The organism is Mycobacterium asiaticum (genome assembly GCF_001673635.1).
GTDB lineage: Bacteria > Actinomycetota > Actinomycetes > Mycobacteriales > Mycobacteriaceae > Mycobacterium > Mycobacterium asiaticum_C.
In genome coordinates, this window is record NZ_LZMH01000074.1 from 22,251 (window position 1) to 49,154 (window position 26,904).

Below are 26,904 nucleotides of genomic sequence, written 5' to 3' on the forward strand. Positions count from 1 at the left end.
CATATGAGCATACCGCAGCCATCGGAGGCATCGCCTACATCGGAACCCATACTGCAGGCAGCAGCAGAACTCATGCGTGTCGACGGTATCGACGGACTGTCCACCCGGGCCGTCGCTATTGCCGCGGGTGTGCAGCCGCCAGTCATCTATCGCCAGTTTGGTAACAAGAACCGACTTCTCGATGCGGTGACACTTTTCGTCTTCGAGAAGTACATTGCGGAAAAGCGACGGTTGATCGCAACGTGCCCCGACCCCCTTCGCGAGCTCAAGCAATTGTGGGACTTGCACGTGGATTTCGGATTGACGAATCCGGATTGTTATCTGCTTGCTTATGTGTACTCGGGTCGAACCACGGCATCGGCTTGCGCGGCCCAATCGTTCGACCTATTGCGAGAGGTTGTCGCTCAGTTGGGAAGTGAAGGCCGGCTGCGAATGAGCGTCGAAAGGGCGACCGCTCTCCTTCGCTCGTCCGCTAAAGGTGTCGTGCTCACGCTGATAGCATTGCCTCCCCAGGAGCGGGATCTTCAGGTCTCGCACATCATGCGGGACAATACGCTGGCCCAGATCACATATGACGAGCCCGAGCTGGTGGCCAGGCTTTCCGATATCTCGGCCCGCGCCGACGAGTTGCGTCAGCGGCTCCGTCACTACCGCAACTGCAGGCTGACATCGGCGGAACGCGCGCTCTTGGCTGAATGGTTACATCGGCTGGCCGACGACGCTTAGCGCGTTAGGCGCCGCCGTTGCGTGCCCGGCGTGCGCACCGGCGGGCTCGGGTCACAATGGCGGCTTCGAATCGAATCGAAATGCCGGCTTCGGATCGAATTGCAGTGGCTACCAGGTGTTCCAATGTGTGAGATGGGCAGCGGGTATGCGCTCGGCGCGCCGAAAGCCGGTGCCTATCGTGTAAGCGATCGGAATCAACCCGCCCTGGCTGTAGCTCTCGTAGGGGATCTCCAGGATCTCCGCAGCCCGCTTCTCACCGTCTCCGCTGAGGTGGAACGTCGTCCAGGCGGAGCCGAGGCCGCGAGACCGCAGCGCCAGCATGAAGCTCCAAACTGCGGGCAACAGAGATCCCCAGAAAGCGGCCGTGCCACCTGGGATGTGATCGACATTCTCCGGACGGCCTGCTAGGCAGGGGACGAGCAACACCGGCACCTCGTGCAGATGTTTGCTGAGGTATTTACCCGAACGGATATTCGCAGAGATTCGTTTGTCGCTCGCGTCGCCGTGGGGTGACTCGCCCAGGGCATCAATGTATGGGTCTGCCACCGACCGGTAAATTTCGGCAAGCGAATACCTCTTGTCGACATCATCAACGAAAACCCATTGCCACCCTTGCGAATTGGCTCCCGTCGGCGCCTGCAGTGCAAGATCCAGGCACTCCATGAGGATCTGGCGCGGAACCGGCCTGCGCAGGTCCAGTCGTCTGCGCACGGCGCGGGTGGTCGTCAGTGCCTGATCAACAGAAAGATCGCAGCTCACGACCCGAGGCTACTCCAGTGTGTTTCCGATGTAAACAGTGATATGATAACGATGGAAACACACCGCGCGAAGGAAATCGGACATTGCCAGAATCGCTCAGGACCGCGACCGGAACGCCGACGCCGCGAAATCACCGGTGTCTCGGGTCTCTCGGTTCGTCGGCAGGTAGGCCGACGGCCTCGCCAATGTGGCACTGCGAGGCGGTATTCGCCTTCTGGATCCTGCGGATCGTCGTCTACAGCCGGCGTGCGCCATGGCCGAGGATTAGGGTGTGGGCGTCACGTGTTTCGGTCGGCCAGGCGGACAAGCCATTCCAGCAACAAGTCGCGTTCCGCGGTTGTCAGGGGCGTGTCTTCGGCGCGACGAACCGTCTCTCGCAGCGCGACAGCGCGTGCGGTCAGAGCCGAGGACTTCGCCGCGGTCGCGCCCTTGATATTGACGATCGCTGACAGCACATTGTCTCTGGCCAGATTGGACAGCTGCATATCCCGGTTATCGGGAGATTCGGAGATGAGGGTCAGAACGATACCCACGCCGGCGGCATGGAAGAGCTTGGTCGCGCGGTCCACGCTCATACGCAATCGGCCCTCATCCCCGAGTCGAGCTATGGTTTGCTCCAACAGCTTGAAGGTCTCGGCCGCACCGGAAGTCGGTGCGCCTGGACGAGATTGCACGAAAGTCAGGACGTAGGTATCAGGATGCGCGAGCCCGAACTCGACGTGCGCATCCCATACCTGCCGAAGGTCTTCGACGGTATCGCCCGACGCGCGCAACAAACGGCGACGTTTGTCGCGCAGGTAATCCCCTAACACGTAGTGTGAAACCGCGTCCAGCAGTTCGTCTTTTCCCCCGAATTCCCGATAAATGACGGGTGGCTGGACCCCTGCTGCGGTCGCGACCGCGCGGGTGGAAACCGCATCGATGCCGCCCGTGCGCAGTAGCTCCGCCGCAGCCTGCAGCACCTTCTCGGAACGAGTCGGGGGCAAGGCGTCGACGCCCGTCCGGGGAGACCTGCGGCGTCTCGTCTGCTCTGGCATGTTAACGATGATATCGCTGACCCGCTATCGCGCATGTATGACGCGGTGCTCGGTTTTGACTGAGGGTTTTCGGGCGGTCGTTGAAGTACTGCGGCGGGGTGAGGATCTGCGTTCGGATGCCTAGGCAGACTTGATCAAGTCCGCAGCCCGTTCGGCAATCGCATAGACGGTGGCAGCGGTATTCCCAGACGGGATTGACGGCATCACTGATGCATCGGCCACTCGAAGTCCGTTGAACGCGTGGACCCGCAATTGGGTGTCGAGCACCGACATGTCGGTATCACCCACGGCGCAGGTCCCCACGGGGTGGAAGTACGACTGGAACGCGGTCTTTGCGAAGATTCCGAGCGCATCGTCGTTCTCAACGCCATTGCCGGGCATGGCTTCTGCGCCGCGCCACTCTTTAAAAGCGCTGGCATCGCCGATCTGTCGAGCACGCCGCAATCCGGCCACAACAGTGCGCAAATCTATGTCTTCATCGAAATAGTTGGGATCAATGATCGGGCGGTCGCTCGTGTCCGGTCCGGAAAGCCTGATGCTTCCCCGACTGAACGGCCGCATGAGTGCAGCAGCTATCGCATAGCCGGCCACGTGGCCGTCGTCACCCGGCAGGCCAATACGGGTGGAATTCAAGATCAATATCTGGATATCGGGGCCGTCGACGGCGCACTCGCTCTCGACCAGGCCGATAACCTCTGCATGCCCGCTGTGGCTGCTGGGTATCGGCCGCGCCGAGCTATAGGCCACTGGTACCAGGAGGTGATTTTGCAGGTTGGCTCCCACGCCCGGTAAGTCGCCCTCGATGCCTATGCCCATTGCGCCCAGATGTGCTCTCGGTCCGATGCCGGAGAGCATGAGCAGTTGGGCCGACCCGATGGAGCCAGCAGCTAGGATCACTTCCCCGGCCGACGCGGCACGAACCGATTTTGCCTGTGCGATGGTGTACTCAACTCCCACGCAGCGCCTCTTCCTAATCCGAAGGCGGTGTGCTGTCGCGTCAGCGATGAAATCGAGATTGGGTCGGCTCAGGGCCGGCAGCAGGTAGGCGTCCGCGGCGCTGAGCCGTCTGCCATCGACGATGTTGTTCGAGGTGGGTCCGAAACCCACATCAAGGCCCGCGCTGATGTCCCTGGCCCGCGCGTATCCACATTCGGCCGCGGCATCAAGGGCAGCTGTCGCCACTGGGTGCAGTGGGCTGATCTCTGCGACCCGCATCGGCCCATCCGATCCACGAAGGGCTGGATCACCCCAACGGGCCGACTCGCTGCGCATGAAGAAAGGAAGCAGATCGTCGAAACCCCAACCCTTAGCGCCCAGTCGCTCCCAGGCGTCATAGCTGCTTCGATGTCCCCGTACAAACATCATGCCGTTGATTGCGGAGGAGCCGCCGACCACCCGACCTCTTGGCATTCGCTCGGCCGAACCGCTGGCCGCCTGCACAGTGGTCCAATCTCCCCAGTCTGAGTAACCGCCAATCATGCTGGGCCACAGCGCTGGAACCGCACTGGCAGCTGGCGGCATCGCGCTACCGGCCTCGAGCAGCAGAACATTTACCTCAGAATCCTCGGACAGCCGGCTGGCAAGCACGCAACCAGCCGTGCCCGCTCCGACAATGATGAAGTCATATGTGCTCGCGTGTCTCATGCCATACCTCCGTTATCGATGATATCAATTTGATGATAACGGTGATACTAACTGGAGGGAAAGGGGCACGAGTATTGAATGCCGCACCTTCGATCCCGAATGTGAAGCGGGCCGACACCAGCGCCCGAAGGACGTAGGCTCACCCATGTGATGTGGTGCTTACACGAGCCCGCGGCCGCGGCCGCGGCACAACCGGCCTGAGGGGGACGAGGTGACTGCACGGGAGGTCGGCCGCAGCGGAGTACGAAAGCTTCTGCAGCGCACCGGGTTTGTCGACGAGTCGACGACCGCATTGCCAACCGACCCCGAAGCGGTGACTCAGTTGCTGGGGGCCCGATGGTTCGGTGAGCGATTGGATGCGCTGGCCGAGGAGCTCGGTCGCGATCCGGCGAGCGTGCGGGTGGAGGCGGCGGGCTACCTGCGCGAGGTCGCGGCGTCGCTGGACGAGCGTGCCGTGCAGGCCTGGCGGGGGTTCAGCCGATGGTTGATGCGTGCCTACGACGTGCTGGTGGACGAGGATCAGATCGCTGCGCTGCGCCGCCTCGACCGCAAGGCCACACTGGCCTTCGCCTTCTCCCACCGCTCCTACCTGGACGGCATGCTGTTGCCCGAGGCGATCGCTGCCAACCGCCTGTCGTCGGCGTTCACGTTCGGCGGGGCCAACCTGAACTTCTTCCCGATGGGCGGCTTCGCCAAGCGGACCGGCACGATCTTCATCCGCCGGCAGACCAAGGACATCCCCGTCTACCGGTTCGTGCTGCGCGCCTACACCGCCCAGCTGGTCCAGAATCACGTCAACCTCACCTGGTCGATCGAGGGCGGGCGCACCCGAACCGGCAAGCTGCGCCCGCCGGTGTTCGGCATCCTTCGCTACCTGACCGACGCCGTCGACGAAATTGACGGCCCCGAAGTGTATTTGGTGCCGACGTCGATCGTGTACGACCAGCTGCACGAGGTCGAGGCCATGACCACCGAGGCCTACGGCGCGACCAAGCGGCCCGAGGACTTCCGGTTCCTGGTGCGGCTGTCCCGCCAGCAGGGTGAGCGGCTGGGTCGCGCCTACCTCGACTTTGGCGAACCGTTGCCGTTGCGCAAGCGCCTCGAAGAATTGCGCGCCGATCCGTCGGGCACCGAGACCGTCGTCGAGCGGATTGCACTCGACGTAGAACACCGGATCAACCGCGCCACGCCGGTGACGCCGACCGCGGTGGTGAGCCTGGCGCTCTTGGGCGCCGACCGGTCACTGTCCATCAGTGAGGTGCTGGCCACCGTGCGACCGCTGGCCAGCTACATCGCGGCCCGCAACTGGGTCGTGGCGGGGGCGGCGGACCTGACCAACAAGTCGACGATCCGCTGGACCTTGCACCAAATGGTGGACTCCGGCGTCGTCAGCGTCTATGACGCCGGCACCGAGGCGGTCTGGGGCATCGGCGCCGACCAGCATCTGGTCGCGGCGTTCTACCGCAACACCGCGATCCACATCCTGGTCGACCGGGCCATCGCCGAGCTGGCGTTGCTGGCGGCGTCGGAGAACTCGAGCGACGGGACGGTGGCGCCGGCGTCCGTGCGCGATGAAGCGCTGAGCCTGCGCGAGTTGCTGAAGTTCGAGTTCCTGTTCTCCGGGCGGGCGCAGTTCGAGATGGAACTCGCCGACGAGGTGCGGCTCATCGGCCCGGTCGAGGACACCACCAAGGATGCCAAGGCCGAGGAGGTATGCAACCTGCTGGAGTCGGCGGATGTGTTGTTGGCGCATCTGGTGTTGCGGCCGTTCCTCGACGCGTACCACATCGTCGCCGACCGGCTGGCTGCCCTGGAGGACGAATCGCTGGACGAGGAAGCGTTCCTGGCCGAGTGTCTCGAAGTGGGCAAGCAGTGGGAACTGCAGCGCCGCATCGCCAACGCCGAGTCCAGATCGATGGAACTGTTCAAGACGGCGCTGCGGTTGGCCCGGCACCGCGAGCTGGTTGACGGTGCCGATCGGGCGGACATCGCCAAGCGGCGCCAGGAGTTCGCCGACGAGATCGCCACGGCGACCCGCAGGGTCAACACGATTGCCGAAATGGCCAGGAGGAGGGTCAGCCTCGCAGGTCCGTAGCGACCTTGAGCAGCAACCCGACCGCGACGCCGACACCGGCCCCGCCCAGCACCGCCGGCGCTGCGCTAGACGTCACCGCCCCGACAAGCAGCAGAGTGACCAGCCCGGCGATGACGGCGAACAGCTTGTGCCGCGGCCACGGGACGCCCGCGACCAGCACATCGCTCCTGTTCAAGGCCGGTTGAGTCATAAGAGTGAGTGTACCCAGCACTTCGAATTTCGGCTAATCGAAACATTCGATGCGGGCGCTCTCCGGCATAGAGTGATCAATATGCCGCTACAAGGTGAGTACGCACCCAGCCCCTTCGACTGGTCCCGGGAACAAGCCGACAAGTTCGTGGAATCCGGCGGATCCGAGGCCGCGGAGCTCAAGGGCAAGCCGATCATCGTGCTGACCACCGTCGGCGCCAAGACCGGCAAGCTGCGCCGCACCCCGCTGATGCGCGTCGAGCATGACGGTCAGTACGCGGTGGTCGCGTCGTTGGGCGGCGCGCCGAAGCACCCGGTTTGGTACCACAACGTCGTGAAGAACCCCCGCGTCGAACTGCAGGACGGCAGCGTCACCCGCGAATACGACGCACGCGAGGTGTTCGGCGACGAGAAGGCCGTCTGGTGGGAACGGGCCGTCGCGGCATGGCCGGACTATGCCGAATACCAAACGAAGACCGACCGCCAGATTCCGGTATTCGTCTTGACCCCGGTGAGCTGATACGGCCCCGTCGTGGCCATGGCACCATTAACCGGTGTCCGCCGAACTGAGCCAGCACCCGAGTAGGTCGCCGCTGTCCGCGGCCGATATCGACCGTGCGGCGCAGCGAATTGCCCCGGTGGTGACGCCGACTCCGTTGCAGCTCAGCGAGCGGCTCTCCGAGATCACCGGCGCGACGGTCTACCTCAAGCGGGAAGATCTGCAGGTGGTGCGCTCCTACAAGCTGCGCGGCGCCTACAACCTGCTGGTTCAGCTGTCCGAGGAGGAGCTGGCCGCAGGGGTGGTGTGCTCGTCGGCGGGCAACCACGCGCAGGGCTTCGCGTTCGCGTGCCGGTCCCTCGGCGTGCACGGCCGGGTGTACGTGCCCGCCAAGACGCCCAAGCAGAAGCGGGACCGGATCCGCTACCACGGCGGTCAGTACATCGAACTGATCGTGGGCGGAACGACCTACGACATGGCCGCCGCGGCCGCGCGCGCCGACGTCGAACGCACCGGCGCCACCCTGGTCCCGCCGTACGACGACCTGCGGACCATGGCCGGCCAAGGCACCATCGCCGTGGAGATACTCGCCGAGCTGGGCGGGGAGCCGGACCTGGTCATCGTGCCGGTGGGCGGCGGCGGGTGCATCGCCGGCATCACGACCTATTTGGCCGAGCGGACCGCCAACACCGCGGTGCTGGGGATCGAGCCGGCCGGCGCTGCCGCAATGATGGCCGCCCTGGCCGCCGGGGGACCGGTGACGCTCGAGCATGTCGACCAATTCGTCGACGGCGCTGCGGTGGCCTGCGCGGGGGCGCTGCCGTACGCCGCGCTCGCCGCCGCCGGAGACATGGTGTCGATCACCACTGTCGACGAGGGCGCGGTGTGCACCGCGATGCTGGACCTCTACCAGAACGAAGGCATCATCGCCGAGCCCGCGGGAGCGTTGTCGGTGGCCGGGCTGCTGGAGGCCCAGGTCGAGCCCGGGTCGACCGTGGTGTGTCTGATCTCGGGCGGCAACAACGACGTGTCCCGCTACGGCGAGGTGCTCGAACGTTCGCTGGTGCACCTCGGCCTCAAGCACTACTTCCTGGTGGATTTCCCGCAGGAGCCGGGCGCATTGCGTCGGTTCCTCGACGAGGTGCTCGGGCCCAACGACGACATCACCCTGTTCGAGTACGTCAAGCGCAACAACCGCGAGACGGGTGAGGCGCTGGTCGGCGTGCAGCTGGGATCGGCCGCCGACCTGGACGGCCTGCTGGCGCGGATGCGAGCGACGGAGATTCACGTCGAGACGCTGCTGCCGGGGTCGCCGGCGTATCGCTACCTGCTGCTCTGAGCTTCTGGCCCTGCTGGTGTGACGGGGCGCTCGCTTACTGCCCGTCCTTCCTTCTGCGGCGGTCCTTTCTGCCGCTCCTTTCTGCCGCGAAGGTGCGCAGATGTCCGGGATTTGCGGCGTGTTGCTGGCACGCTGCGCACCTTCGCGGGAGGGGTGTGCCGTCGACGGGCCGCCTAATGTCGCGAGGGTGCGCAGATGTCCGGGATTTGCGGCGTGTTGCTGGCACGCTGCGCACCTTCGCGGGAGGGGTGTGCCGTCGACGGGCCGCCTAATGTCGCGAGGGTGCGCAGATGTCCGGGATTTGCGGCGTGTTGCTGGCACGCTGCGCACCTTCGCGGGAGGGGTGTGCCGTCGACGGGCTTGCCTAGCGTCGCGAGGGTGCGTAGATGTCCGGGATTTGCGGCGTGTTGCTGGCACGCTGCGCACCTTCGCGGGCGGGGGTATGCGGGCAACGGTGGGCCTGCGCCCGGGCGACCCGTCAGCGCAGGTAGGACGGTAGCGGGGTAGCGGGGTCGAGATCGTCGGCCGGTTGGGCCGCTCCGGCGGCCACCGAAAGAGGCACCACACCTGCCCAGTACGGCAGGCTTAGGTCTTCCTCGTCGTCCGACACCCCGCCGAGGCGCAGCTTCGCCGAAACCTCGACCAGATCAACGGCCAGCACCGCGGTGGCAGCCAGCTCGCGGGCGTTCGGTGGCCGGCAGTCGCCGGCGCGGCCCGGCCGGATGTGGTCGAGCAGGGCATCCAGCGCGCGCCGTTTCTCGTCAGGATCTTCGACCAGGCGGGCGGTACCTACCACGACCACCGAGCGGTAGTTCAGTGAGTGATGCATCGCCGAGCGGGCCAACACAAGGCCGTCGACCAAAGTCGCAGTGACGCAGACGGGCATCCCGGACCAGCGCGCCGCCAGCATCGGGCCGCTGCCCGACGAGCCGTGCAGATAGAGCACGTCGCCCAGCCGCGCGTGCGTGGTCGGCAGCACTACCGGTCGCCCATCGTTGACGTATCCGAGGTGGCAGATCAACGATTCGTCCAGGATGCGGTGCACGGTGTCGCGGTCATAGCGCGCGCGGTCCCGGTACCGGGTCGGTGTGGTGCGGGGAGTGGGTCGGTAATCGGTGTCCACAGCAACGAACCCCTTGCCCTTTTGTTTGTTCTAGTACATACTTGTCTTTATGCCAGTACGATACAGCATAACCGGAACCGGCGCGGAGTCCATAGCCGCCAGCGTCGAAGAGGGCATCTCGGACGGTGCCCTGGCACCCGGCGATGCGCTGCCGTCGATCCGCGAGGTCGCGGCACAGCTCGGGGTGAACGCGAACACCGTCGCCGCCGCTTACCGGCTGCTGCGCGAACGCGGGGCGGTCGAGACCGCTGGGCGGCGCGGCACCCGGGTGCGGGATCGGCCGGCGACCACGCCGCGCTCCCTGCTGGGTCTCGCGGTGCCCCCGGGCGCGCGCGACCTGTCGACGGGCAATCCGGACCCGGAGCTGCTGCCCATCGCCACCGCGCAGCTTGCCCGCCCGGATACCGGTAAGCCGCTGCTGTACGGGCAGTCGGCGATGTCGGCCGAGCTGGCGAAGTTCGCCCGCAAGGATCTGGGCGCCGACCGGGTGCCGGCCGATTATCTGACAGTGGCCAGCGGCGCACTGGACGGCATCGAGCGGGTACTGGCCGCGCATCTGCGTCCCGGCGACCGGGTGGCGGTCGAGGATCCGGGCTGGGCCAACATGCTCGATCTTGTTGCGGCGCTTGGTCTTTCCCCTGAACCCGTCAAGGTCGACGACGAGGGGCCTTTAGTGCTGAGCATGGCGCGGGCGCTGCGCCGCGGAGCGCGGGCCGTCATCGTCACAACCCGGGCGCAGAACCCGACCGGCGCCGCGCTGTCCAAGGAACGCGCCGCCGCGCTGCGCAGCCTGCTGGCCGCCAAGACCGGTGACGTGCTGGTGGTCGAGGACGATCACTGCGCCAGGATTTCCGGCGCCCCGCTGCATCCGCTCGCCGGCGCCACCCGGCGCTGGGCGTTCGTGCGTTCGGTGTCCAAGGCCTACGGCCCCGACCTGAGGCTCGCGGTGCTGGCCGGAGACCGCCGCACCGTCGAGCGCGTGCACGGCCGGTTGCGGCTCGGCCCAGGCTGGGTGAGCCGACTGCTGCAGGACCTTGCGCTCCGCATGTGGACGGACGAGGCCGCGACAGAGATGGTGCACACGGCCCAGGTCCGCTACACCAAGAACCGCGAGGCGCTGCAGCGGGCCCTGGCCGAGCGCGACATCATCGCGCACGGAAAATCGGGGCTCAACGTCTGGATCCCGGTACCCGACGAGACGGTTGCGATCACCAGGTTGCTCAGCGCGGGCTGGGGTGCGGCACCGGGTACCCGCTTCCGGATGGAGACGCCGCCCGGGATGCGCATCACCATCGCGGACCTCAAAGACGATGAGATCGGCCCGCTGGCCGACGCCATCGCCGAGGCTGTGCACGGTACCGGGCCCGCGAGCGTGTGAGCTCAGGCCAGCAGCCAAACGAACAACGCAACGTAGCCGAGGAAGTGCGCCACCGACAGCGCCAGCCCGGCGATCGCCATGGCGCGGCCTTCGCGGTTCGCCGGCTCGCAGCGCTGCAGCGCGTTGAGCGCCAGCGGGATGGTGATCAATGACGTCGGGACGAAGAAAAGCAGGTACTGCAAGACGCCGACGGTCAGGCTGAGCAGGGCCAAGCCGTTGACCGCCCGCCGCTGCGGCGCGAAGACGGGGAAAGCGAATGCCGGGCTGATCGTCGTCATGTCACAAGACCCTCGGGCACGGTGCTTGCCGGATTCTTGTCGGATCCTTGACGTCAGCCGCTGCGCAGTACGGCGAAGGAATGCCCGGGCAGCTCGGTGGAGCTGTCGCCGATGTCCGGCGGATCCCACGCCAGCACCAACTCACCGGTGATCGGCACCCGAACCGGCTCCGCGCCCAGATTGCAGGCCAGGTGCAGCGTATTGCGCCGCAGCACGATCCAGCGCTGCTCTTCGTCATAGTCGACCGTCAGATGATCAAGCCACCGGTCGGCGAAGTCGGGCTCGTCGCGCCGCAGCGCGATCAGGTCGCGATAGGTCCGCAGCAGCCGGGCGTGTTCGCCGGAGTCCACCTCGTCCCAGATCAGCTTGGAACGCTGGAACGTCTGCGGGTCCTGCGGGTCGGGGATCTCGTCGGCGTCCCAGCCATGTTCGGCGAACTCGGCTTTGCGTCCGTCCCTGGTGGCCTGCGCCAGTTCCGGCTCGGGATGCGAGCTGAAAAATTGGAACGGGCTGGACGCGCCCCACTCTTCGCCCATGAAAAGCATTGCCGTGTAGGGCGACCCGAGTACCAGCGCGGCCTTGACGGCGAGCTGGCCGCCGGTCAGGTTCTGCGAGGGCCGATCCCCGAGCGCGCGATTGCCGACCTGGTCGTGGGTGCAGGTGTAGGCCAGCAGCCGGGTGGCCGGGATTCCGGTTTCCGCGGAGGTGTCCAGCGGGCGCCCGTGCCGGCGGCGCCGGAACGACGAATAGGTGCCGGCGTGGAAGAAGCCGTGCCGCAACGTCTGGGCCAGCGTGGCCAGCGAACCGAAATCGGCGTAATAGCCCTGCCGTTCGCCGGATACCGCGGTGTGGATGGCGTGGTGGATGTCGTCGGCCCACTGCGCGGTGATCCCGTAGCCGCCACGATCGCGCGAAGTGATCGTCCGCGGGTCATTCATGTCGCTCTCGGCAACCAACGACAACGGACGGCCCACTTGCCTTGACAGCCAGTCTGTTTCGGTGGCCAGCTCCTCCAGGATGTGCACCGCGGTGGTGTCCACCAGAGCGTGCACGGCGTCCAGGCGCAGCCCGTCGGCGTGGAAGTCGCGCATCCAGCGCAACGCGCACCCGATGATGTAGCGGCGCACCTCGTCGGAGTCGGCGTCGGCGATGTTGATGCCCTCACCCCACGGGTTGCTGGCCGAGGACAGGTACGGGCCGAACTTCGGCAGGTAGTTTCCGGACGGCCCCAGGTGATTGAACACCGCGTCGATCAGCACACCCAGCCCGCGGGCGTGGCACGCGTCGACGAGCCTGACTAGTCCGTCGGGTCCGCCGTACGGTTCGTGCACGCTGTACCAGAGCACACCGTCGTAGCCCCAACCATGGGTTCCGGCAAACGAATTCACCGGCATCAGCTCCACGAAATCCACCCCGAGCTCGACGAGGTAGTCCAGCTTGGCGATGGCGGAATCGAAGGTGCCCTCCGGGGTGAATGTGCCGACGTGCAGCTCGTAGATCACCGCACCCTCGACCGACCGGCCGGCCCACTCGCCATCGGTCCAGGCGGCCGCGCCGGCATCCCACAACTGCGAGCGCTCGTGCACCCCGTCGGGCTGGCGGGCCGACCGCGGGTCGGGCAGCACGGTGGTGTCGTCGTCGAGCAGGAAGCCGTACCGGGCGTCGGGTGGCGAGTCGACGGTTGCGTGCCACCAGCCGTCGTCGGATCGGGTCATCTCGTGCACGGCACCATCGAGGTCGAGGCGTACTCGCTCGGGCTTGGGCGCCCATACGCGGAAATCAGGCATTGCTGCGCTCCAACAGGACGACCGGCAGGTCGGCGAACAATTGGGCGGCCGAGGTGGGTCCGCTGGACATGGCTCCGGTCAGCCGGTCGGTCCACGAGCCCTCCGGCAGCGGCAGCACCGTATCGCCCCAGCCAAGATCAGCCAGCCGCACCGTCCAGCGGGTGACTGCGACCAGGATGTCGGGCCCGCGGCGGAATGCCACCACGTGATCGCTGGCCTGACCCGCGGCCAGGACTGGGACGTAGTCGCCGTGCAGGAAGCAGTCCGGGCGCGCGCGTCGTAGCCGCAGCGCGGTGGTGACGACACGAATCTTTGGATGCTGCAGGTCGTTCAGGGCGGTGCGGCGGACGGCATAGTCGACCTCGCGGCGGTTGTCCGGGTCGACCAGGCTGTCGTCCCACAACTCGGTGCCCTGGTACACGTCGGGGATGCCGGGCACCGTCAGGGCCAGTAGCTTCTGGCCGAGCGCGTCGCTGGCAGCATGCGGATTGAGCTGACCGACGAGTTCGGTCAGCGCGCCGGCCACCTGCCCGTCCAGCACGGTGTCCAGCCAGCGGTGGACACCGTCCTCGAAGTCGGCATTCGGATCGTTCCACGTCGTGTGCACCGCCGCTTCCCGGATCGCCTTCTCGGCGTAGCCGTGCAGCCGCTCGCGCAGCGAATCGGTGACCTCGCCGCTGACGGGCCAGACCCCGAAGATGTTCTGCCACAAGAACTGTCCGGTCGCCGGATCGGGGGAGGGGGCCTGGACCTCCCAGCGCGCGACGAACTCCGTCCACAACGACGGGACCTGGGAGAGCACGCCGATCCGGGCGCGGACATCCTCACCGCGCTTGGTGTCGTGGGTGGTCAGCGTGGTCATCGCCTGCGGCCACAGGCGGGCGCGGGTCACCGCACTCTGGTGGAACTCGGCGGCGCCGACACCGAAGCGGTGCGGTTCGCCGCCGACCTCGTTGAGCGAGACCAACCGGGCGTCGCGGTAGAACAGGCAGTCCTCGACCGATTTGGCGGTGACCGCGCCGCACAGTTGCTGCAGACGGGTCGCGGGCTCACCCCCGGTGGCCAGCGCGGCGGCCAGCACCTGCAGCGCGGGACCGTAGTCCGGTTGTGCCGCTTGCGTTTTGGCCAACGCCGTGGGGGGCGTCGCGGCCAGCCCCTGGTAGTCGGAACGGTAGACGTCGATGTAGGTGAGCAGCGTCGCTATCGCATCCGGCAGCAGCGGATCGTCGGCCTTGGCCGTCGCCACGATGCTGCGTCGCAGCCGGGCCAGCTCACTGCCGAGGGTTTCCGTCGCCGCCTGGATCTTCAGCTCGGCCAACCTCTGCGGCATTTCGTCGTAGTTGACACCGGCGGATTCGACCAGCTCGGTGAGCGCCGGCGCCCCGCTGGGATCCACGAACAGACCGCCTACCTCCCGCAGCACGTCGTAGCCGGTGGTACCGGCCACCGGCAAAGTCGGCTCCAGGGCCTCGTCGACGGCCAGGATCTTCTCGATCACGATCCAGGCCTCGGGTCCGAGCAATTCTCGCAGCCACACCAAATAGCCTGCGGGATCGGATAATCCGTCGGGGTGGTCGATCCGCACCCCGTCGACGATCCCTTCGTTGACCCACCGCGCGACCTCGGCGTGGCTGGCGTCGAACACCGCACGATCCTCTTGGCGAAGTCCCGCCAGCGAGGTGATCGAGAAGAAACGGCGATATCCCACCACGCCGTTCTTCCAGCCCACCAGCCGGTAGTGCTGGCGGTCGTGCACCTCAGGCCCGGCCCCGCTCCCGGTGCCCGGCGCGATCGGAAAAGCCAGATCACCAAGTCGCAGCAGGTCGCCGTCGACGGTCAGGTCCGCGACGTCGCCGTCAGATCCCAACACCGGCAGGATGATTCGTCCCGATTCCTCCAGGGTCCAGTCGATGTCGAAGAACGACGCATATTCGGAGTCCCGGCCGTGCCGCAGCACATCCCACCACCACGCGTTCTGCTCCGGTTTGTCGACACCGACGTGATTGGGTACGACGTCGACGATCAATCCCATGCCGCGGGCCCGCGCCGCATCAGCCAGCCGGGCCAGGCCCTCCGGCCCGCCGAGGTCAGCGGACACGGTCTCCGGGTTGGTGACGTCATAGCCGTGGGACGAGCCGCTCACCGCGGTCAGGATCGGCGACAGGTACAGATGCGACACCCCGAGTTCGTCGAGGTAGTCAAGCAGATTCTCGGCGTCGGCAAGGGTGAACGCGAAACCGCTAGACGCGCCGCGCAACTGCAACCGGTAGGTTGCTGAGATTGGAAAAGGCATGTGTCACAACGTCTTACGTAGGATCAGCACGGAACGCCCGGCCAGCGCGACTTCTTCGCCGTCCGTGACGACCCGCTCGGCCGCGCCGGTGGGGCTGGTGGTGTCGAGCTCCACCGTCCACTGCTGCGCGTAGTCACCGTGGGGCATGACGAAGGTGACCTCCTGGTCGTGAGCGTTGAAGCAGAGCAGGAACGAGTCGTCGACGATGCGCTCGCCGCGCCGATTGGGCTCGGGCAGCACCTGACCGTTGAGGAACACGGCGATGCTCTTGCCGAAGTCGTTGTCCCAGTCCTGCTCGGTCATTTCCTCGCCGGCCGGTGTCAGCCAGGCGATGTCGTGCACTTCGGCGCCGGTGCGTAAGGGGCCACCCTTGAGGAAGCGACGGCGGCGGAACACCGGGTGTTTCCTGCGCAGCCTCGTCACCCGCTTGGCGAATGCCAGCTGGTCGGAGTTCTTCTCCGCCAACGACCAGTCCATCCAAGACAACTCGGAGTCCTGGCAGTACACGTTGTTGTTGCCGTGCTGGGTGCGGCCGAACTCATCACCGTGAGAGATCATCGGGGTGCCCTGGCTCACCATCAGGGTGGCCCAGAAGTTGCGCATCTGCTGGCAGCGCAGCTCGACGATGTCGGGATCGTCGGTCGGGCCCTCCACGCCGCAGTTCCATGACCGGTTGTGGCTTTCGCCGTCGCGGTTGTCTTCGCCGTTGGCCTCGTTGTGTTTTTCGTTGTAGGACACCAGGTCGTGCAGGGTGAACCCGTCATGGGCGGTGACGAAGTTGATGCTGGCGCTGGGGCGCCGCCCGGTCGCCTCGTAAAGGTCCGACGACCCGGTCAGCCGGGAAGCGAACTCGCCAAGTGTTGCGGGTTCGCCCCGCCAATAGTCGCGCACAGTGTCGCGGTATTTCCCGTTCCATTCGGTCCACAAACCTGGGAAATTGCCGACTTGATAACCGCCTTCGCCGATGTCCCACGGCTCGGCGATCAGTTTGACCTGGCTGACCACCGGATCCTGCTGCACCAGATCGAAAAACGCTGAGAGGCGGTCGACGTCGTAGAACTCGCGCGCCAGCGTGGCCGCCAGGTCGAAGCGGAAACCGTCGACGTGCATCTCGAGCACCCAGTACCGCAGCGAGTCCATGATCAGCTGCAGCGTGTGCGGGTGCCGCACATTGAGGCTGTTTCCTGTGCCGGTGAAGTCCTTGTAGTGCCGCAGATCCCCGTCGACGAGGCGGTAGTAGGCGGCGTTGTCGATGCCGCGGAAGTTGATCGTCGGGCCGAGATGGTTGCCCTCGGCGGTGTGGTTGTAGACGACGTCGAGAATCACCTCGATGCCCGCTTCGTGAAACGTGCGCACCATCGACTTGAACTCTGCGACCGCACCACCGGGCTTGCGGGTGGCCGCGTACTGGTAGTGCGGGGCAAAGAAGCCGAAGGTGTTGTAGCCCCAGTAGTTTCGCAGGCCCAGGTCGAGCAGCCGATGGTCGTGCATGAACTGGTGAACCGGCATCAGTTCGATGGCGGTGACATTGAGCGACTTCAGATGGTCGATGATCGCCGGGTGCGACAACCCGGCATAGGTGCCGCGCAGCTCGTGCGGAATGGCGGGATGGGTCTGGGTCATGCCCTTGACGTGCGCCTCATAGATCACCGTTTCGTGGTACGGCGTACACGGTGCGCGATCCGATGCCCAGTCGAAGAACGGGTTGATCACCACGGAGGTCATCGTGTGGCCGAGCGAATCGACCATCGGGGGAGTGCCGGTCTCCGACGGGTTCTCGGCGGCGACCGCCAGGTCGTAGGAGTACAGCGCCTGGCCGAAGTCGAAGTCGCCGACGAACGATTTGCCGTACGGGTCGAGCAGCAACTTGCTCGGGTCACACCGCAGCCCGGCGTCCGGGTCGAACGGGCCGTGCACCCGGAATCCATACCGCTGGCCGGGGGTGACGTTCGGTAGGTAGCAGTGCCAGATGTAGCCATCGACCTCGTCGAGGTTGATCCGGGTCTCGGTGCCGTTCTTGGCGATCAGGCACAGTTCAACGCGGTCGGCCACCTCGGAGAACAGCGAAAAGTTGGTGCCGGCACCGTCATACGTGGCGCCGAGGGGAAAGGGCGCGCCCGGCCAAACCGTCGCCAGAGCGGGCGACGTGTCGGCCTCGTCAAAAGGACTTTCGTTCTTTCGCTCGGTCGAAGCCATTACTCGACCTTAATCGCGACGCGTCCCGGCCGGAGGTTGTCGTCACCACCAACCGGTGATTGCTGCGATCTGCCGTCCGAGCTCAGGCGCCAAGGTGCGCATGTAGGTCGCGGTCAGGTGATGAGGATCACGGTAGATCAGCACGTTGCCCTCGACGGCGCGGCACAGGTCGGGACGGCAGATCGCGTCGGACAGGTCCAGCGGCTTCAGCAGTGGGAACTGCCCGACGAAATCCAGCGTCCCGTTGCGATCGGAGAGCAACTCGCTGCGCTTGATCCCGCAGGACGTCGAGTTGCCTGCCTTGGCCAGGCAGTCGGCCGGGTTGAACGGTTGGCCGTCCTTGACCAGCCACGGGGTGTCCCGGACCGCCAGGACCGGAATGTTGTTGTCGGAGAACGTTTGCCAGATCCCGGTGTAGGTGGCTGGCATCACGTCGCCGGGCTTGATGTTCCACGGCCGGGTCGAGGTGGTGAACACGTAGTCGGGGCGGTCGCTGACGAGCTTGGCCATCGTCGTCTCCACCCATTCCCGGCACTGCGGGTACGGGGCGTTGTTGCCCATGATCAGGGGAACCTGTTCGGTGGACAACGCACAGCCCATCTTGAGATACGTCACCACCCGGAAGTGATGCAGCCGGCCCAGCAGGTCCAGGGCGGGCAGCCAGTGTTCGGCGTGCGAGCCGCCGGCCAGGGCGATGGTCCGCGGAGCGTTGTCGTCGCCGTAGGTGCAGTTGACGACGGCGGGGTTGGCGAAGTCGCTGATGCAGCCGTCTCTGGTGGAGGCGGGCAGGTCCTCCTGAACTTCGAGCACGGTCGGCCGCATCCGCAGCGAGGGCACCCGCACGTGGTTCACCAGCGCGCGTGCGCCGGGGTAGTCGTTGGCGCTCAGGCCACTGAGCTCCTTGCCGGACGCACGTTCGATCACCAGATGCTCGCGCCAGGTGAACGAGGTGGCGGTCAGTGTGACGCCGAGCAGCACCACGATCGATCCCAGCGCCATGGTGGGCCGGCGCAGGCGCTGGCGCCAGGCGACCGGCGCGGGGCGCGGCGCGTTGGCCCGGTAGCGCAGCGGGTCCTCGACGTGCCGAGTGGTCAGGTAGGCCAGCACACCGGATACCAGCAGCACCGCCGCGCCTTCGATGAAGTTGGCGTCCTTGTGGCCGGTGTAGGCGAGCCAGAAGATCAGCAGCGGCCAATGCCAGAGGTACAGCGAGTAGGCCATCGCTCCGAGCGTCACCAGCGGACCGACCGCCAGGATCCGGCTCGGCGCGGGCATCCGGCCGCGGGTGTCCGGGCGGGCCTGCATGTTCGCTCCCGCCAGGATCATCAGCATGGTGGCACCGACCGGCACCAGCGCCCATGGGCCGGGGAATTCCTGGACGCCGTCGATCAGCGCGCCGCAGGACAGGATCGCGGCCAGCGCCACCGTGGCGACCACCGTCCGAAACCACATGGGCCACCGGATGACGGGGACCACGGCGCCGACCAGCGCACCCAGCAAGAGCTCCCAGCCTCGCGCAAAACTGTTGTAGTAGGCGATCGGTTGATACTGGTTATGGGCAATGATCGCGTAGACGAAGGACGCCACTGTCAAAGCGGTCAACAGCACCACGAAGAAGGTCCGCAGGTGCTTGCCCAGCACTGCGCGCAGCAGATATGCGCTGCCAGCCACCAGGAACAGGAAAGCCAGATAGAACTGGCCCTGCACCGACATCGACCAGATGTGCTGCAGCGGGCTGACGGCCTCGCCCGCGCGCAGGTAGTCCGCGGACGAGTGGGCCAGCTCCCAGTTCTGGTAGTAGCCCAGGCTGGCCAGACTCTGGTCGGCGAACGTCTCCCATCGGGTCTGCGGCTGGATCAGGACAGTCAGGAGCGCGCACCCGGCCAGCACCACCACCAGGGCCGGGACCAGCCGGCGAACCAGCCGCACCACTTCGGTGCCCGGGGACAGGGAGCCGGCGAGCGCGGACCGCAGCACCTTGCCGCCGAAGAAGAATCCGGACAGGGCCAGGAAGACGTCCACGCCGCCGGACACGCGCCCGAACCAGACGTGGAAGGCGGCGACCAACGCGATCGCGATTCCGCGCAGGCCGTCGAGGTCGTGCCGGTAGAAGCCCGAAGAACGGGTCCCCATACCGCCCGGCTCCCCGCTGGTAGCCGGTCTGGAAGGCGGTGTCTGCGTCTGCATGATCACCGTTAACTTACCGAAAACCGCCACTCGCTCCTGAGCGCTCGTTCGGGCGAGGCGCTCACACTCTCGCTGGTCGGCGGCGCCGGCGGCGAGGGAGCAAGTGGCGGTGGTGCGGAAAGTTTACGGCGATTACCTGCCGGGGGCTGCGGGAACCGGCTGCACCGGGACCAGCTGCAACGGGGGCGTCGGGACAGGCTGCGCGGGCGCCGGCTGGGCCGGGACCGGCTGCAACGGCGCCTGCTGGCCGGGCAGCTGCGCCGGCGCTTGCGGGGTGAGCGCCTGCTGCTGCAGCGGCGCCTGTTGGGTCGGCAGTTGCTGCACCGGCGGTTGCTGCAGCGGCGCCTGCTGACCCGGAACCTGCTGCGCCGGGGCTTGGGGCGCCGGGGCTTGCAACGCCGGGGCCTGCTGCGCCGGGGCCTGCTGCGCCGGCAACTGCTGGCCCGGTAGCTGCTGGGCCGGGGCCTGCTGCCCCGGAACCGCCTGGGCCGGGGCCTGCTGTCCCGGAACCTGCTGCAGCGGCGCCTGCTGGGCCGGTGCTTGCTGTCCCGGAATCAGCTGAGCCGGAGCCTGCTGGGCCGGTGCTTGCTGTCCCGGAATCTGCTGAGCCGGAGCCTGCTGGGCGGGTGCCGGCGCCGCCGGCACAGTCTGTGCGCCCAGGATGCGCACCAGGTAGGGCGTCATGCCGCTGCTGCGTACCGGCGAAACCTGCACGACATCGCCGACCTCAAGCATCTGACCGTTGCCCAGGTACATGGCGACGCTCTGGGTGCCTTCGGGACCGTAGAAGATCAGATCAGCCTTGCGGGCCTGCTGCGGCAGTACCCTCTCCCCGATCCGGTACATCTGGCCGGAGGACCGCGGCAGCTTGAGCCCGGCTCCGGCGTAGGCGTATTGGATCAGGCCCGACGCGTCGAAGCCGACGGTGTTGATGCCGGACCCGGTGCCGCGAGTGGGGCCCGTGACACCGCCGCCGGCCCACGAGAACGGCACGCCGCGCTGGGAGAGCCCGCGCGCGATCACGGTGTCGGCCAGCTGCTGGTAGTCCGACGCCCGGGTGTAGGGATCGGCTGTGGCCAGCGCCGCGGTGGTCACCATGGGTGCGACCAGCATGGCCAGGCCGACCGCCAAGGCGTAGACGCGTTTCATGTCGTTCCCTCGTTTCCTGGGGCCTCGCGGCCCCTCTGTGCCTCAGCGCGGTGAACCGCGCATCCGCTGCCGTTCCAGACCGGCCGCCACGTCGGGGCCGAGCGCCGCTGGATGACACTTGGTGAGGTGAACGGCCCAGTCAGCCCGTTCTATTCACACCAGTCACTACAGACACTTTGGCAACAGAGATTAGCGAGGGCCAGAGGCGGCAAACATTCTTTGTCGTAACGTGACCGGATGGTGATTAGCCGGGCCAATTCCGTGACGGCAGTTGTGATTTCGGTCTCACAGATGTTGCCGCCGCGTGATGCTTCGCAGGCGGTCTAGTGCCAGTAGTGGCTGCTGAAATCGGTGAGGGCTCGACCGACCACTGAAGCCAGACTCAGGACGCCGACCGAGACGACCGGCCAGAAGGACATGAACCAGCCCTTGACCAACGAGACAAGCGGGCCCAGCAACGCCGCGGTGGCCGCGGCGCCGACGCCACCCCACACCAGCGGATAGATGTAGTAGTCGACGCCGAAGGGCACCAGTCCGCACTCTTCGCCCTGGCAGATGGTGTCGGTGAAGGCGAACAGCCGCGTCGGCCAACTGGTCATGGTGACCGCGGCGATCAGCAGCGCCAGCAGAACCAACATGGTGACCACGTCCCAGGGAACCAACCGCAGCCGGATGATCCGGAGCTCGGGTTCGTCCGCCGCTTGCTCGGCCTCGGTATGGGTGTCCGGGGACTCTTCAGGTGCGGTCATGTCCTGCATGCTTCCCGATGAACCGCTTTCCTGCGACCGATGGGGGCTTCGGCGGGGCGTTGCGGCTGCATTAGTCTCGGCTTCCATGGCAGCGGCCGGAACGTCCGGATCCAAGCTGACGCCCACGCAGATCAGCGCGATCGACGCCGCCCATCTGTGGCACCCCTACAGCACCATCGGAGCAGAAGCCGTCGCACCGGTGGTCGCGGTGGGCGCGCACGGGACCCGGTTGACGCTCGTCCGGGCGGACCAGCAGGTCGAGGTGATCGACGCGATGAGCTCCTGGTGGACCGCCATCCACGGCCACGGCCACCCGGTGCTGGACGCGGCGATGACCGCCCAGCTGGCCACCATGAACCACGTCATGTTCGGGGGCCTGACCCACGAGCCCGCCGCCCGGCTGGCCCAGTTGCTGGTGCAGGTGACACCGGAGGGGTTGGAGACGGTGTTCTTCAGCGACTCTGGATCGGTGTCGGTGGAAGTGGCCGTGAAGATGGCGTTGCAGTACTGGCGCAGCGTCGACCGCCCCGGCAAGCACCGCCTGATGACGTGGCGCGGCGGCTATCACGGGGACACCTTCACCCCGATGAGCATCTGCGATCCCGACGGCGGCATGCACTCGCTGTGGACCGACGTGCTGGCCGACCAGGTGTTCGCACCGCAGGTGCCGCGCGACTACGACCCGGACTACAGCGCGGCGTTCGAGGCGCAGCTGGCCCGGCACTCCGCCGAACTGGCCGCGGTGATGGTGGAGCCCGTCGTGCAGGGCGCGGGCGGGATGCGTTTCCATGACCCGCAATACCTGGCCGACCTGCGCGACATCTGCCGCCGGCACCAGGTGTTGCTGATTTTCGACGAGATCGCCACCGGCTTCGGGCGCACGGGGGAGTTGTTCGCCGCCGACCACGCCGGGGTGAGCCCGGACATCATGTGCGTCGGCAAGGCGCTCACCGGCGGGTACCTCAGCCTGGCCGCGACCCTGTGCACCGCCGAGATCGCCCACACCATCAGCGGAGGTGCGGCGGGTGCGCTGATGCATGGCCCGACGTTCATGGCCAACCCGCTGGCGTGTGCGGTGTCGGTGGCCAGCGTCGAGTTGTTGTTGAGCCAGGACTGGCGGTCGCGGGTCGCCGAGATCGGCGGTGAATTGGTCGCCGGGCTGGAACCCGCCCGGGCCGTGCCTGGAGTTACCGACGTGCGGGTCTGTGGCGGCATCGGCGTCATCGAGTGCGACCGGCCGGTCGATCTGGCCGTCGTCACGCCCGCGGCCATCGACCGCGGCGTGTGGTTGCGGCCCTTCCGCAACCTGATCTATGTGATGCCGCCCTACATCTGCACGCCCGTCGAGATCGCGCAGATCACCTCGGCGATGGTGCAGGTCGCGCGCCTCGTAGGCTGAACCGCGATGGCACCGATCGAAACGACATCACCGCTGGCCTGGCTGGACGCGGTCGAGTCCCAGCGCCGCGAAGCCGGCCTGCGCCGCTCGCTGCGGCCGCGTCCCGCCGTGGCAACCGAATTGGACCTTGCCTCCAACGACTACCTGGGACTGTCCCAGCATCCCGAGGTCATCGAGGGCGGCGTGCAGGCGCTGCGGGTCTGGGGTGCCGGTGCCACCGGCTCACGCCTGGTCACCGGCGACACCGAACTGCATCAGCAATTCGAGGCAGAGATTGCCGAATATGTAGGTGCGGCAACCGGTTTGGTGTTCTCTTCGGGGTACACCGCGAATCTGGGCGCGGTGGTGAGCCTGACCGGCGCCGGTTCGCTGCTGGTGTCTGACGCCTATTCGCACGCATCCCTGGTGGACGCCTGCCGGCTGTCCCGAGCGCGGGTGGTGGTGACTCCGAACCGTGACGTCGGCGCGGTGGAGACGGCCCTGGCGGCCCGCGCCGAAGAGCGCGCCGTGGTCATCACGGACTCGGTGTTCAGCGCCGACGGCGCCCTGGCGCCGCTGCGAGAATTGCACGAAGTGTGCCGACGGCACCGGGCCCTGCTCATCGTGGACGAGGCGCATGGACTGGGTGTACGCGGCGGTGGACGCGGACTGCTGCACGAGGTGGGGCTGGCCGGCGCGCCCGACGTGGTGATGACAACGACCCTGTCCAAGGCGCTCGGCAGCCAGGGCGGGGTGGTGCTGGGTCCGTCGGCGGTGCGGGCGCACCTGATCGACGCGGCCCGGCCGTTCATCTTCGACACCGGTCTGGCTCCGGCCGCGGTTGGTGCCGCCCTGGCGGCGTTGCGGATCCTGCAGGCCGAGCCCTGGCGGCCGGGAGCGGTGTTGCGGCACGCCGGCGAGCTGGCTCGGGCGTGCGACGTCGCCGAAGTCCCGCAGTCGGCGGTGGTGTCGGTGATCCTCGGCGATCCCGAGGCAGCGCTCGCGGCCGCCACGGCCTGCCTGGACGCCGGAGTGAAGGTGGGCTGCTTCCGGCCCCCGACGGTTCCCGCCGGGACCTCCCGGTTGCGGCTGACCGCGCGTGCCTCGCTGAGCGCCGACGAACTCGAACTCGCCCGGCGGGTGCTGACCGGCGTACTCGCCGAGGCTCGCCGCCCTTGACGGTCCTGGTCGTCACCGGGACCGACACGGGTATCGGAAAGACAGTCGCTACCGCTGCGTTGGCGTCACACGCCCGGCAGGCCGGCATTGACGTGGCGGTATGCAAACCGGTGCAGACCGGCACCCGCGACGGCGACGACGACCTCGCCGAGATCGCCCGCTTGTCCGGAGTCACCGACTTGGCCGGCTTGGCCCGGTATCCGCTGCCCATGGCTCCCGCCGCTGCCGCCGAGCGGGCCGGGACGCCGCTGCCCACCCGCGGCGAGCTACTGCGCTTGGTCCGCGGCGTCGACGGGCCCGGGCGCCTGACGCTGGTCGAGGGCGCCGGGGGAGTGCTGGTCGAGCTTGCCGAGGACGGTTACACGTTACGGGACCTCGCGGTGGACCTGGGCGCCGCGGCGCTGGTCGTGGTCAGCGCGGCGCTGGGCACCCTCAACCACACCGCTTTGACCCTGGAAGCCCTTGTTGCGCAGCATGTTTCATGCGCAGGGCTGGTGATCGGCAGCTGGCCGTCGCGGCCCGGGCCGGTGGCGGAGTCCAACCGGGCGGCGCTGGCCAGGCTGGCTCCGGTGCGCGCGGCGCTGCCTGAAGGGGCCGCGGCCGTCGGCGTGGACTTTGCCGCGCTGAGCGCGGCGGCGTTCGACCGTGACTGGGTCACGGCGTTGGTCTGCTGATGGCGCATTCGATCGAGCTGCTGTTCGACCCGGACACCGAAGCCGCGATCAGGCGGATGTGGGACAAGCTGGCGGCCGCGCGCATACCCGCCCGGGTACCGCCCGGCCGGCCGCACGTGACGGTGGCGGTATCGCAGCGGATCGATGCCGTTGTCGACGAGCTACTGGGACCGGTGATGCGGCGGCTTCCGCTGCGCTGTGTGGTCGGGGCGCCGCTGGTATTCGGCCGCGGCAGTGTCGTGCTGACGCGGCTGGTGGTGCCGTCTGGCGAGCTGCTGGATTTGCATGCCGAGGTGCACCGGATGTGCGGTTCGCACCTGCTGCCCGAACCGATGGGCAACAGCCTGCCGGGGCAGTGGACCGCGCACGTCACGCTGGCCCGTCGGCTCGACGGCGCCTACCTGGGCCAGGCGGTGGAGATCGCCGGGCGACCGGTTCAGCTTGACGGCCAGTTCACCGGGTTGCGTCGGTGGGACGGCGACAAGCGCGTCGAGTATCACCTCGGCTGACGTCATCCGCCGAACAGCAGGTACAAGCCCATGAACGTGTAGCCGACCATCACCAGCATCATGGTGAGCTGGCCGGTGAGCTGATGGTCCTTGGGCAGCAGCCGCAGCGCCTTGTCGTGCGCCGCGATGACGGCCACGATGTGCCCGGTCACCACGCAGGCCACCTTGATCGTTGACAGCACCGCGGGGTGCGTCGAGAGCAGGTAAGCGACATGCGCGTCCGCCAGGCCAAGCAGGTTCCACCCGCGGCCCAATGGGTCGGCGAGCGCGATGACGGCCTGCTGTCCGCGCTCCACCAGATAGGTCAGGTAGTGGGCGAAGATGTAGCCGACCACGATCGGAATCAGCGAGTGCGCCATTTGGCCCGGCAGGGCCCGGCGCTCCTCGGCATCGACGCCGCCCGTCGCGCGAGCCGCCAGGGAAAACGTGGCCGCCACAACCGAAATGAAGACGAGCAAGCCGGCGGTGCGCAGCACCGACGAGGTCAGCGTTTCCGGGACGCTATGTACGTCCCGGGCGATCCCTTCGGCGAAATTGCGCCAGGTGGGTGCGGCTGAGAAGCTGTCGAAGGCGGTAGATCCGAGCAGCACCGACAGCATCATCACTACGCCCGGACGCACCGGCAGCGACGGCAGGTGGTCGAACGGATTGCCGACCACGATCTTGCCCGTCTCGGGGTTACGCCAGAATGGGCAGAGCCGGGACACGGCCATGCTGTAGACCCCGAACGGGTCGACCCGGGCGAACCAGCGCTGGCCACACAGCCAGGCCCCGGCGAACAAGACCACCGTGTAGACCAGCAGCCATGTCTTGACCGCGGTTAGCGACGCCGAATCCGGGCTGGCCAGTTCCATCCAGACGAATGCGAACAACCCGAACGCTGCCGGGCGGTACCCCCAGCGCTCCGGATATGTCCACCGAGGCCGGCTGAACCGCTCCGGCAGGCCGCGGCGCACCAGCAGATACAGGGTCCGGACCGGCGAGACAACCCGCCAAACAGGCCCGAAGAACAGCGACACGGCGACCAACCCGACCCACAGCAGCACGTAAAACGCGCCCAACAGGCCATTGGCCTGGTTCTGCGGCCCCCACACCCCGGCGATCAGCACCCAGACCGCAAAGAGGAACGTCAGGCCGCCAACGATCCAGCGGACCGCGCGCGAATCGACCACGGCGGTAACCACGTCCGGCAGCGGGTGTCCGGGTTTGTCCGGATCGAACCGCGGTTGTTTCCAGGCCAGCGCCACCAACGCGAACGTGAACGTCAGCGCCCACGCCGCGCCGATCAGCGCGAAGGTGTATGGCACCGGGAGATCGTTCGACCCGCCCAAGCCGTGCGCCAGCACCGACACGGGGTGAGCGTCGGTCACGGCTGGACTTGGATGGTGGCGATCGTCCGCTTGAGGTGATGGAGTTCGACGTCCACGCTGCCGGGCACATCGACGCTGAACTCGAACTGTTGATGCGGTGCCGCCGCGATTTGGAACTTGTGGTCGGGCACCGAGTGCACGTGCAACTCGTCGGTGGCGTCACTGGTGACGTGCAGGACGATCTGTTGCTTCACCTTGGCCTGCAACGTGGCGTTGGTCGGGGTGACCTGCCCGTTGGCGATGGTGACGTCAATGGTCAAAGCTTCGGCGGGGGGCTTGCTGGGCGTGTTGCCGCCGCAGGCGACCAGCGCGCAGATCAGCAAGCCCGCCCACGCCGTGACGAGGGTGCGTCCAACCGTCATCGGG

22 protein-coding genes and 1 pseudogene are annotated in these 26,904 nt (G+C 67.0%); 9 read left to right on the forward strand and 14 right to left on the reverse strand.

The annotated features are described in order from the left end of the window. Window positions 1–3 precede the first annotated feature (3 nt). Window positions 4–726, forward strand: a complete 723-nt coding sequence (locus tag A5645_RS22460; protein ID WP_065131086.1) for a TetR/AcrR family transcriptional regulator — start codon at window positions 4–6, stop codon at window positions 724–726. A gap of 108 nt (window positions 727–834) precedes the next feature. On the opposite strand, the gene A5645_RS22465 is transcribed toward A5645_RS22460, so the two are convergent. From A5645_RS22465 to A5645_RS22475, 3 genes are all read right to left on the reverse strand, one after another. After that, a complete protein-coding gene (locus A5645_RS22465; protein ID WP_065131087.1) occupies window positions 835–1,485 on the reverse strand; it encodes a nitroreductase family protein in 651 nt (216 codons plus the stop codon). 278 nt (window positions 1,486–1,763) lie between these two features. After that, complete coding sequence (locus A5645_RS22470; protein WP_065131088.1) at window positions 1,764–2,522, reverse strand: TetR/AcrR family transcriptional regulator; 759 nt, start codon at window positions 2,520–2,522, stop codon at window positions 1,764–1,766. A 120-nt stretch (window positions 2,523–2,642) separates the two neighbouring features. After that, a complete protein-coding gene (locus A5645_RS22475; protein WP_065131089.1) occupies window positions 2,643–4,166 on the reverse strand; it encodes a GMC family oxidoreductase in 1,524 nt (507 codons plus the stop codon). A gap of 211 nt (window positions 4,167–4,377) precedes the next feature. Between A5645_RS22475 and A5645_RS22480 the strand changes: the two genes are divergently transcribed. Next, the gene (locus A5645_RS22480) at window positions 4,378–6,261 is read left to right on the forward strand and encodes a lysophospholipid acyltransferase (RefSeq protein WP_065131090.1); all 1,884 of its coding nucleotides are present in this window, start codon (window positions 4,378–4,380) and stop codon (window positions 6,259–6,261) included. On the opposite strand, the gene A5645_RS22485 is transcribed toward A5645_RS22480, so the two are convergent. Further along, window positions 6,242–6,451, reverse strand: coding sequence for a hypothetical protein (locus A5645_RS22485; RefSeq protein WP_065131091.1), 210 nt, complete (start codon window positions 6,449–6,451; stop codon window positions 6,242–6,244). The two genes, A5645_RS22480 and A5645_RS22485, sit on opposite strands and share 20 nt — an antisense overlap. Before the next feature lie 81 nt (window positions 6,452–6,532). Between A5645_RS22485 and A5645_RS22490 the strand changes: the two genes are divergently transcribed. Then, on the forward strand, window positions 6,533–6,970 hold the full coding sequence (locus tag A5645_RS22490) for a nitroreductase family deazaflavin-dependent oxidoreductase (protein ID WP_065131128.1): 438 nt from the start codon (window positions 6,533–6,535) through the stop codon (window positions 6,968–6,970). 34 nt (window positions 6,971–7,004) lie between these two features. Continuing rightward, window positions 7,005–8,288, forward strand: coding sequence for a threonine ammonia-lyase (gene ilvA / locus A5645_RS22495; RefSeq protein WP_065034917.1), 1,284 nt, complete (start codon window positions 7,005–7,007; stop codon window positions 8,286–8,288). A gap of 478 nt (window positions 8,289–8,766) precedes the next feature. On the opposite strand, the gene A5645_RS22500 is transcribed toward ilvA, so the two are convergent. Beyond that, window positions 8,767–9,411: a pyridoxamine 5'-phosphate oxidase family protein gene (locus A5645_RS22500; protein WP_065131092.1), complete on the reverse strand. Its 645-nt coding sequence runs from the start codon at window positions 9,409–9,411 to the stop codon at window positions 8,767–8,769. A gap of 49 nt (window positions 9,412–9,460) precedes the next feature. On the opposite strand from A5645_RS22500, the gene A5645_RS22505 reads away from it, so the two are divergent. Then, entirely contained in the window at window positions 9,461–10,789 is a 1,329-nt protein-coding gene (locus A5645_RS22505; RefSeq protein ID WP_065131093.1) for an aminotransferase class I/II-fold pyridoxal phosphate-dependent enzyme, read from the forward strand. A 2-nt stretch (window positions 10,790–10,791) separates the two neighbouring features. On the opposite strand, the gene A5645_RS22510 is transcribed toward A5645_RS22505, so the two are convergent. The 7 genes and pseudogenes from A5645_RS22510 to A5645_RS22540 form a co-directional block, all read right to left on the reverse strand. Beyond that, on the reverse strand, window positions 10,792–11,067 hold the full coding sequence (locus A5645_RS22510; protein ID WP_065131094.1) for a DUF4190 domain-containing protein: 276 nt from the start codon (window positions 11,065–11,067) through the stop codon (window positions 10,792–10,794). A 53-nt stretch (window positions 11,068–11,120) separates the two neighbouring features. After that, on the reverse strand, window positions 11,121–12,854 hold the full coding sequence (treZ, locus tag A5645_RS22515) for a malto-oligosyltrehalose trehalohydrolase (RefSeq protein WP_065131095.1): 1,734 nt from the start codon (window positions 12,852–12,854) through the stop codon (window positions 11,121–11,123). Then, window positions 12,847–15,147, reverse strand: a complete 2,301-nt coding sequence (gene treY, locus A5645_RS22520; RefSeq protein WP_065131096.1) for a malto-oligosyltrehalose synthase — start codon at window positions 15,145–15,147, stop codon at window positions 12,847–12,849. The genes treZ and treY overlap by 8 nt, the downstream gene beginning before the upstream one ends. A gap of 3 nt (window positions 15,148–15,150) precedes the next feature. Continuing rightward, on the reverse strand, window positions 15,151–17,343 hold the full coding sequence (glgX, locus tag A5645_RS22525; RefSeq protein WP_065034911.1) for a glycogen debranching protein GlgX: 2,193 nt from the start codon (window positions 17,341–17,343) through the stop codon (window positions 15,151–15,153). A gap of 42 nt (window positions 17,344–17,385) precedes the next feature. Next, window positions 17,386–19,530, reverse strand: a complete 2,145-nt coding sequence (sucT, locus tag A5645_RS22530; protein ID WP_065131129.1) for an acetyltransferase SucT — start codon at window positions 19,528–19,530, stop codon at window positions 17,386–17,388. A gap of 474 nt (window positions 19,531–20,004) precedes the next feature. Then, a pseudogene (gene ripD, locus A5645_RS22535) lies at window positions 20,005–20,679 on the reverse strand (NlpC/P60 family peptidoglycan-binding protein RipD); the annotation flags it as partial. 323 nt (window positions 20,680–21,002) lie between these two features. Then, complete coding sequence (locus A5645_RS22540) at window positions 21,003–21,428, reverse strand: hypothetical protein (protein ID WP_065034934.1); 426 nt, start codon at window positions 21,426–21,428, stop codon at window positions 21,003–21,005. Window positions 21,429–21,513: 85 nt separating this feature from the next. Between A5645_RS22540 and A5645_RS22545 the strand changes: the two genes are divergently transcribed. Genes A5645_RS22545 through A5645_RS22560 form a run of 4 tightly spaced genes read left to right on the forward strand, consistent with a single transcriptional unit; the run spans window position 21,514 to window position 25,168 of the window. Next, complete coding sequence (locus A5645_RS22545; RefSeq protein ID WP_065131097.1) at window positions 21,514–22,827, forward strand: adenosylmethionine--8-amino-7-oxononanoate transaminase; 1,314 nt, start codon at window positions 21,514–21,516, stop codon at window positions 22,825–22,827. Window positions 22,828–22,833: 6 nt separating this feature from the next. Beyond that, window positions 22,834–23,985, forward strand: a complete 1,152-nt coding sequence (locus tag A5645_RS22550) for an 8-amino-7-oxononanoate synthase (protein WP_065131098.1) — start codon at window positions 22,834–22,836, stop codon at window positions 23,983–23,985. Then, complete coding sequence (gene bioD / locus A5645_RS22555) at window positions 23,982–24,659, forward strand: dethiobiotin synthase (RefSeq protein ID WP_065131099.1); 678 nt, start codon at window positions 23,982–23,984, stop codon at window positions 24,657–24,659. The genes A5645_RS22550 and bioD overlap by 4 nt, the downstream gene beginning before the upstream one ends. After that, window positions 24,659–25,168, forward strand: a complete 510-nt coding sequence (locus A5645_RS22560; protein WP_065131100.1) for a 2'-5' RNA ligase family protein — start codon at window positions 24,659–24,661, stop codon at window positions 25,166–25,168. Before bioD ends, A5645_RS22560 begins: the two co-directional genes overlap by 1 nt. Before the next feature lie 2 nt (window positions 25,169–25,170). Here A5645_RS22560 and A5645_RS22565 read toward each other — a convergent pair whose 3' ends face one another. Together A5645_RS22565 and A5645_RS22570 are read right to left on the reverse strand one after the other, a co-directional pair. Next, window positions 25,171–26,538: a hypothetical protein gene (locus tag A5645_RS22565; protein ID WP_065131101.1), complete on the reverse strand. Its 1,368-nt coding sequence runs from the start codon at window positions 26,536–26,538 to the stop codon at window positions 25,171–25,173. Continuing rightward, window positions 26,535–26,900 (reverse strand): hypothetical protein, encoded by a 366-nt coding sequence (locus tag A5645_RS22570; RefSeq protein WP_065035963.1) that lies wholly within the window; start codon window positions 26,898–26,900, stop codon window positions 26,535–26,537. Before A5645_RS22570 ends, A5645_RS22565 begins: the two co-directional genes overlap by 4 nt. Between the last annotated feature and the right edge of the window lie 4 nt (window positions 26,901–26,904).

What these genes read in the sequence shown, in the direction of transcription:
- treZ (WP_065131095.1), bottom strand. Translation starts at nt 12,854, where the DNA reads ATGCCTGATTTCCGCGTATGGGCGCCCAAGCCCGAGCGAGTACGCCTC.
- A5645_RS22570 (WP_065035963.1), bottom strand. Translation starts at nt 26,900, where the DNA reads ATGACGGTTGGACGCACCCTCGTCACGGCGTGGGCGGGCTTGCTGATC.
- A5645_RS22475 (WP_065131089.1), bottom strand. Translation starts at nt 4,166, where the DNA reads ATGAGACACGCGAGCACATATGACTTCATCATTGTCGGAGCGGGCACG.
- A5645_RS22460 (WP_065131086.1), top strand. Translation starts at nt 4, where the DNA reads ATGAGCATACCGCAGCCATCGGAGGCATCGCCTACATCGGAACCCATA.
- A5645_RS22510 (WP_065131094.1), bottom strand. Translation starts at nt 11,067, where the DNA reads ATGACGACGATCAGCCCGGCATTCGCTTTCCCCGTCTTCGCGCCGCAG.
- A5645_RS22505 (WP_065131093.1), top strand. Translation starts at nt 9,461, where the DNA reads ATGCCAGTACGATACAGCATAACCGGAACCGGCGCGGAGTCCATAGCC.
- A5645_RS22545 (WP_065131097.1), top strand. Translation starts at nt 21,514, where the DNA reads ATGGCAGCGGCCGGAACGTCCGGATCCAAGCTGACGCCCACGCAGATC.
- A5645_RS22560 (WP_065131100.1), top strand. Translation starts at nt 24,659, where the DNA reads ATGGCGCATTCGATCGAGCTGCTGTTCGACCCGGACACCGAAGCCGCG.
- sucT (WP_065131129.1), bottom strand. Translation starts at nt 19,530, where the DNA reads ATGCAGACGCAGACACCGCCTTCCAGACCGGCTACCAGCGGGGAGCCG.
- A5645_RS22485 (WP_065131091.1), bottom strand. Translation starts at nt 6,451, where the DNA reads ATGACTCAACCGGCCTTGAACAGGAGCGATGTGCTGGTCGCGGGCGTC.
- A5645_RS22470 (WP_065131088.1), bottom strand. Translation starts at nt 2,522, where the DNA reads ATGCCAGAGCAGACGAGACGCCGCAGGTCTCCCCGGACGGGCGTCGAC.
- treY (WP_065131096.1), bottom strand. Translation starts at nt 15,147, where the DNA reads ATGCCTTTTCCAATCTCAGCAACCTACCGGTTGCAGTTGCGCGGCGCG.
- A5645_RS22540 (WP_065034934.1), bottom strand. Translation starts at nt 21,428, where the DNA reads ATGACCGCACCTGAAGAGTCCCCGGACACCCATACCGAGGCCGAGCAA.
- A5645_RS22550 (WP_065131098.1), top strand. Translation starts at nt 22,834, where the DNA reads ATGGCACCGATCGAAACGACATCACCGCTGGCCTGGCTGGACGCGGTC.
- glgX (WP_065034911.1), bottom strand. Translation starts at nt 17,343, where the DNA reads ATGGCTTCGACCGAGCGAAAGAACGAAAGTCCTTTTGACGAGGCCGAC.
- A5645_RS22490 (WP_065131128.1), top strand. Translation starts at nt 6,533, where the DNA reads ATGCCGCTACAAGGTGAGTACGCACCCAGCCCCTTCGACTGGTCCCGG.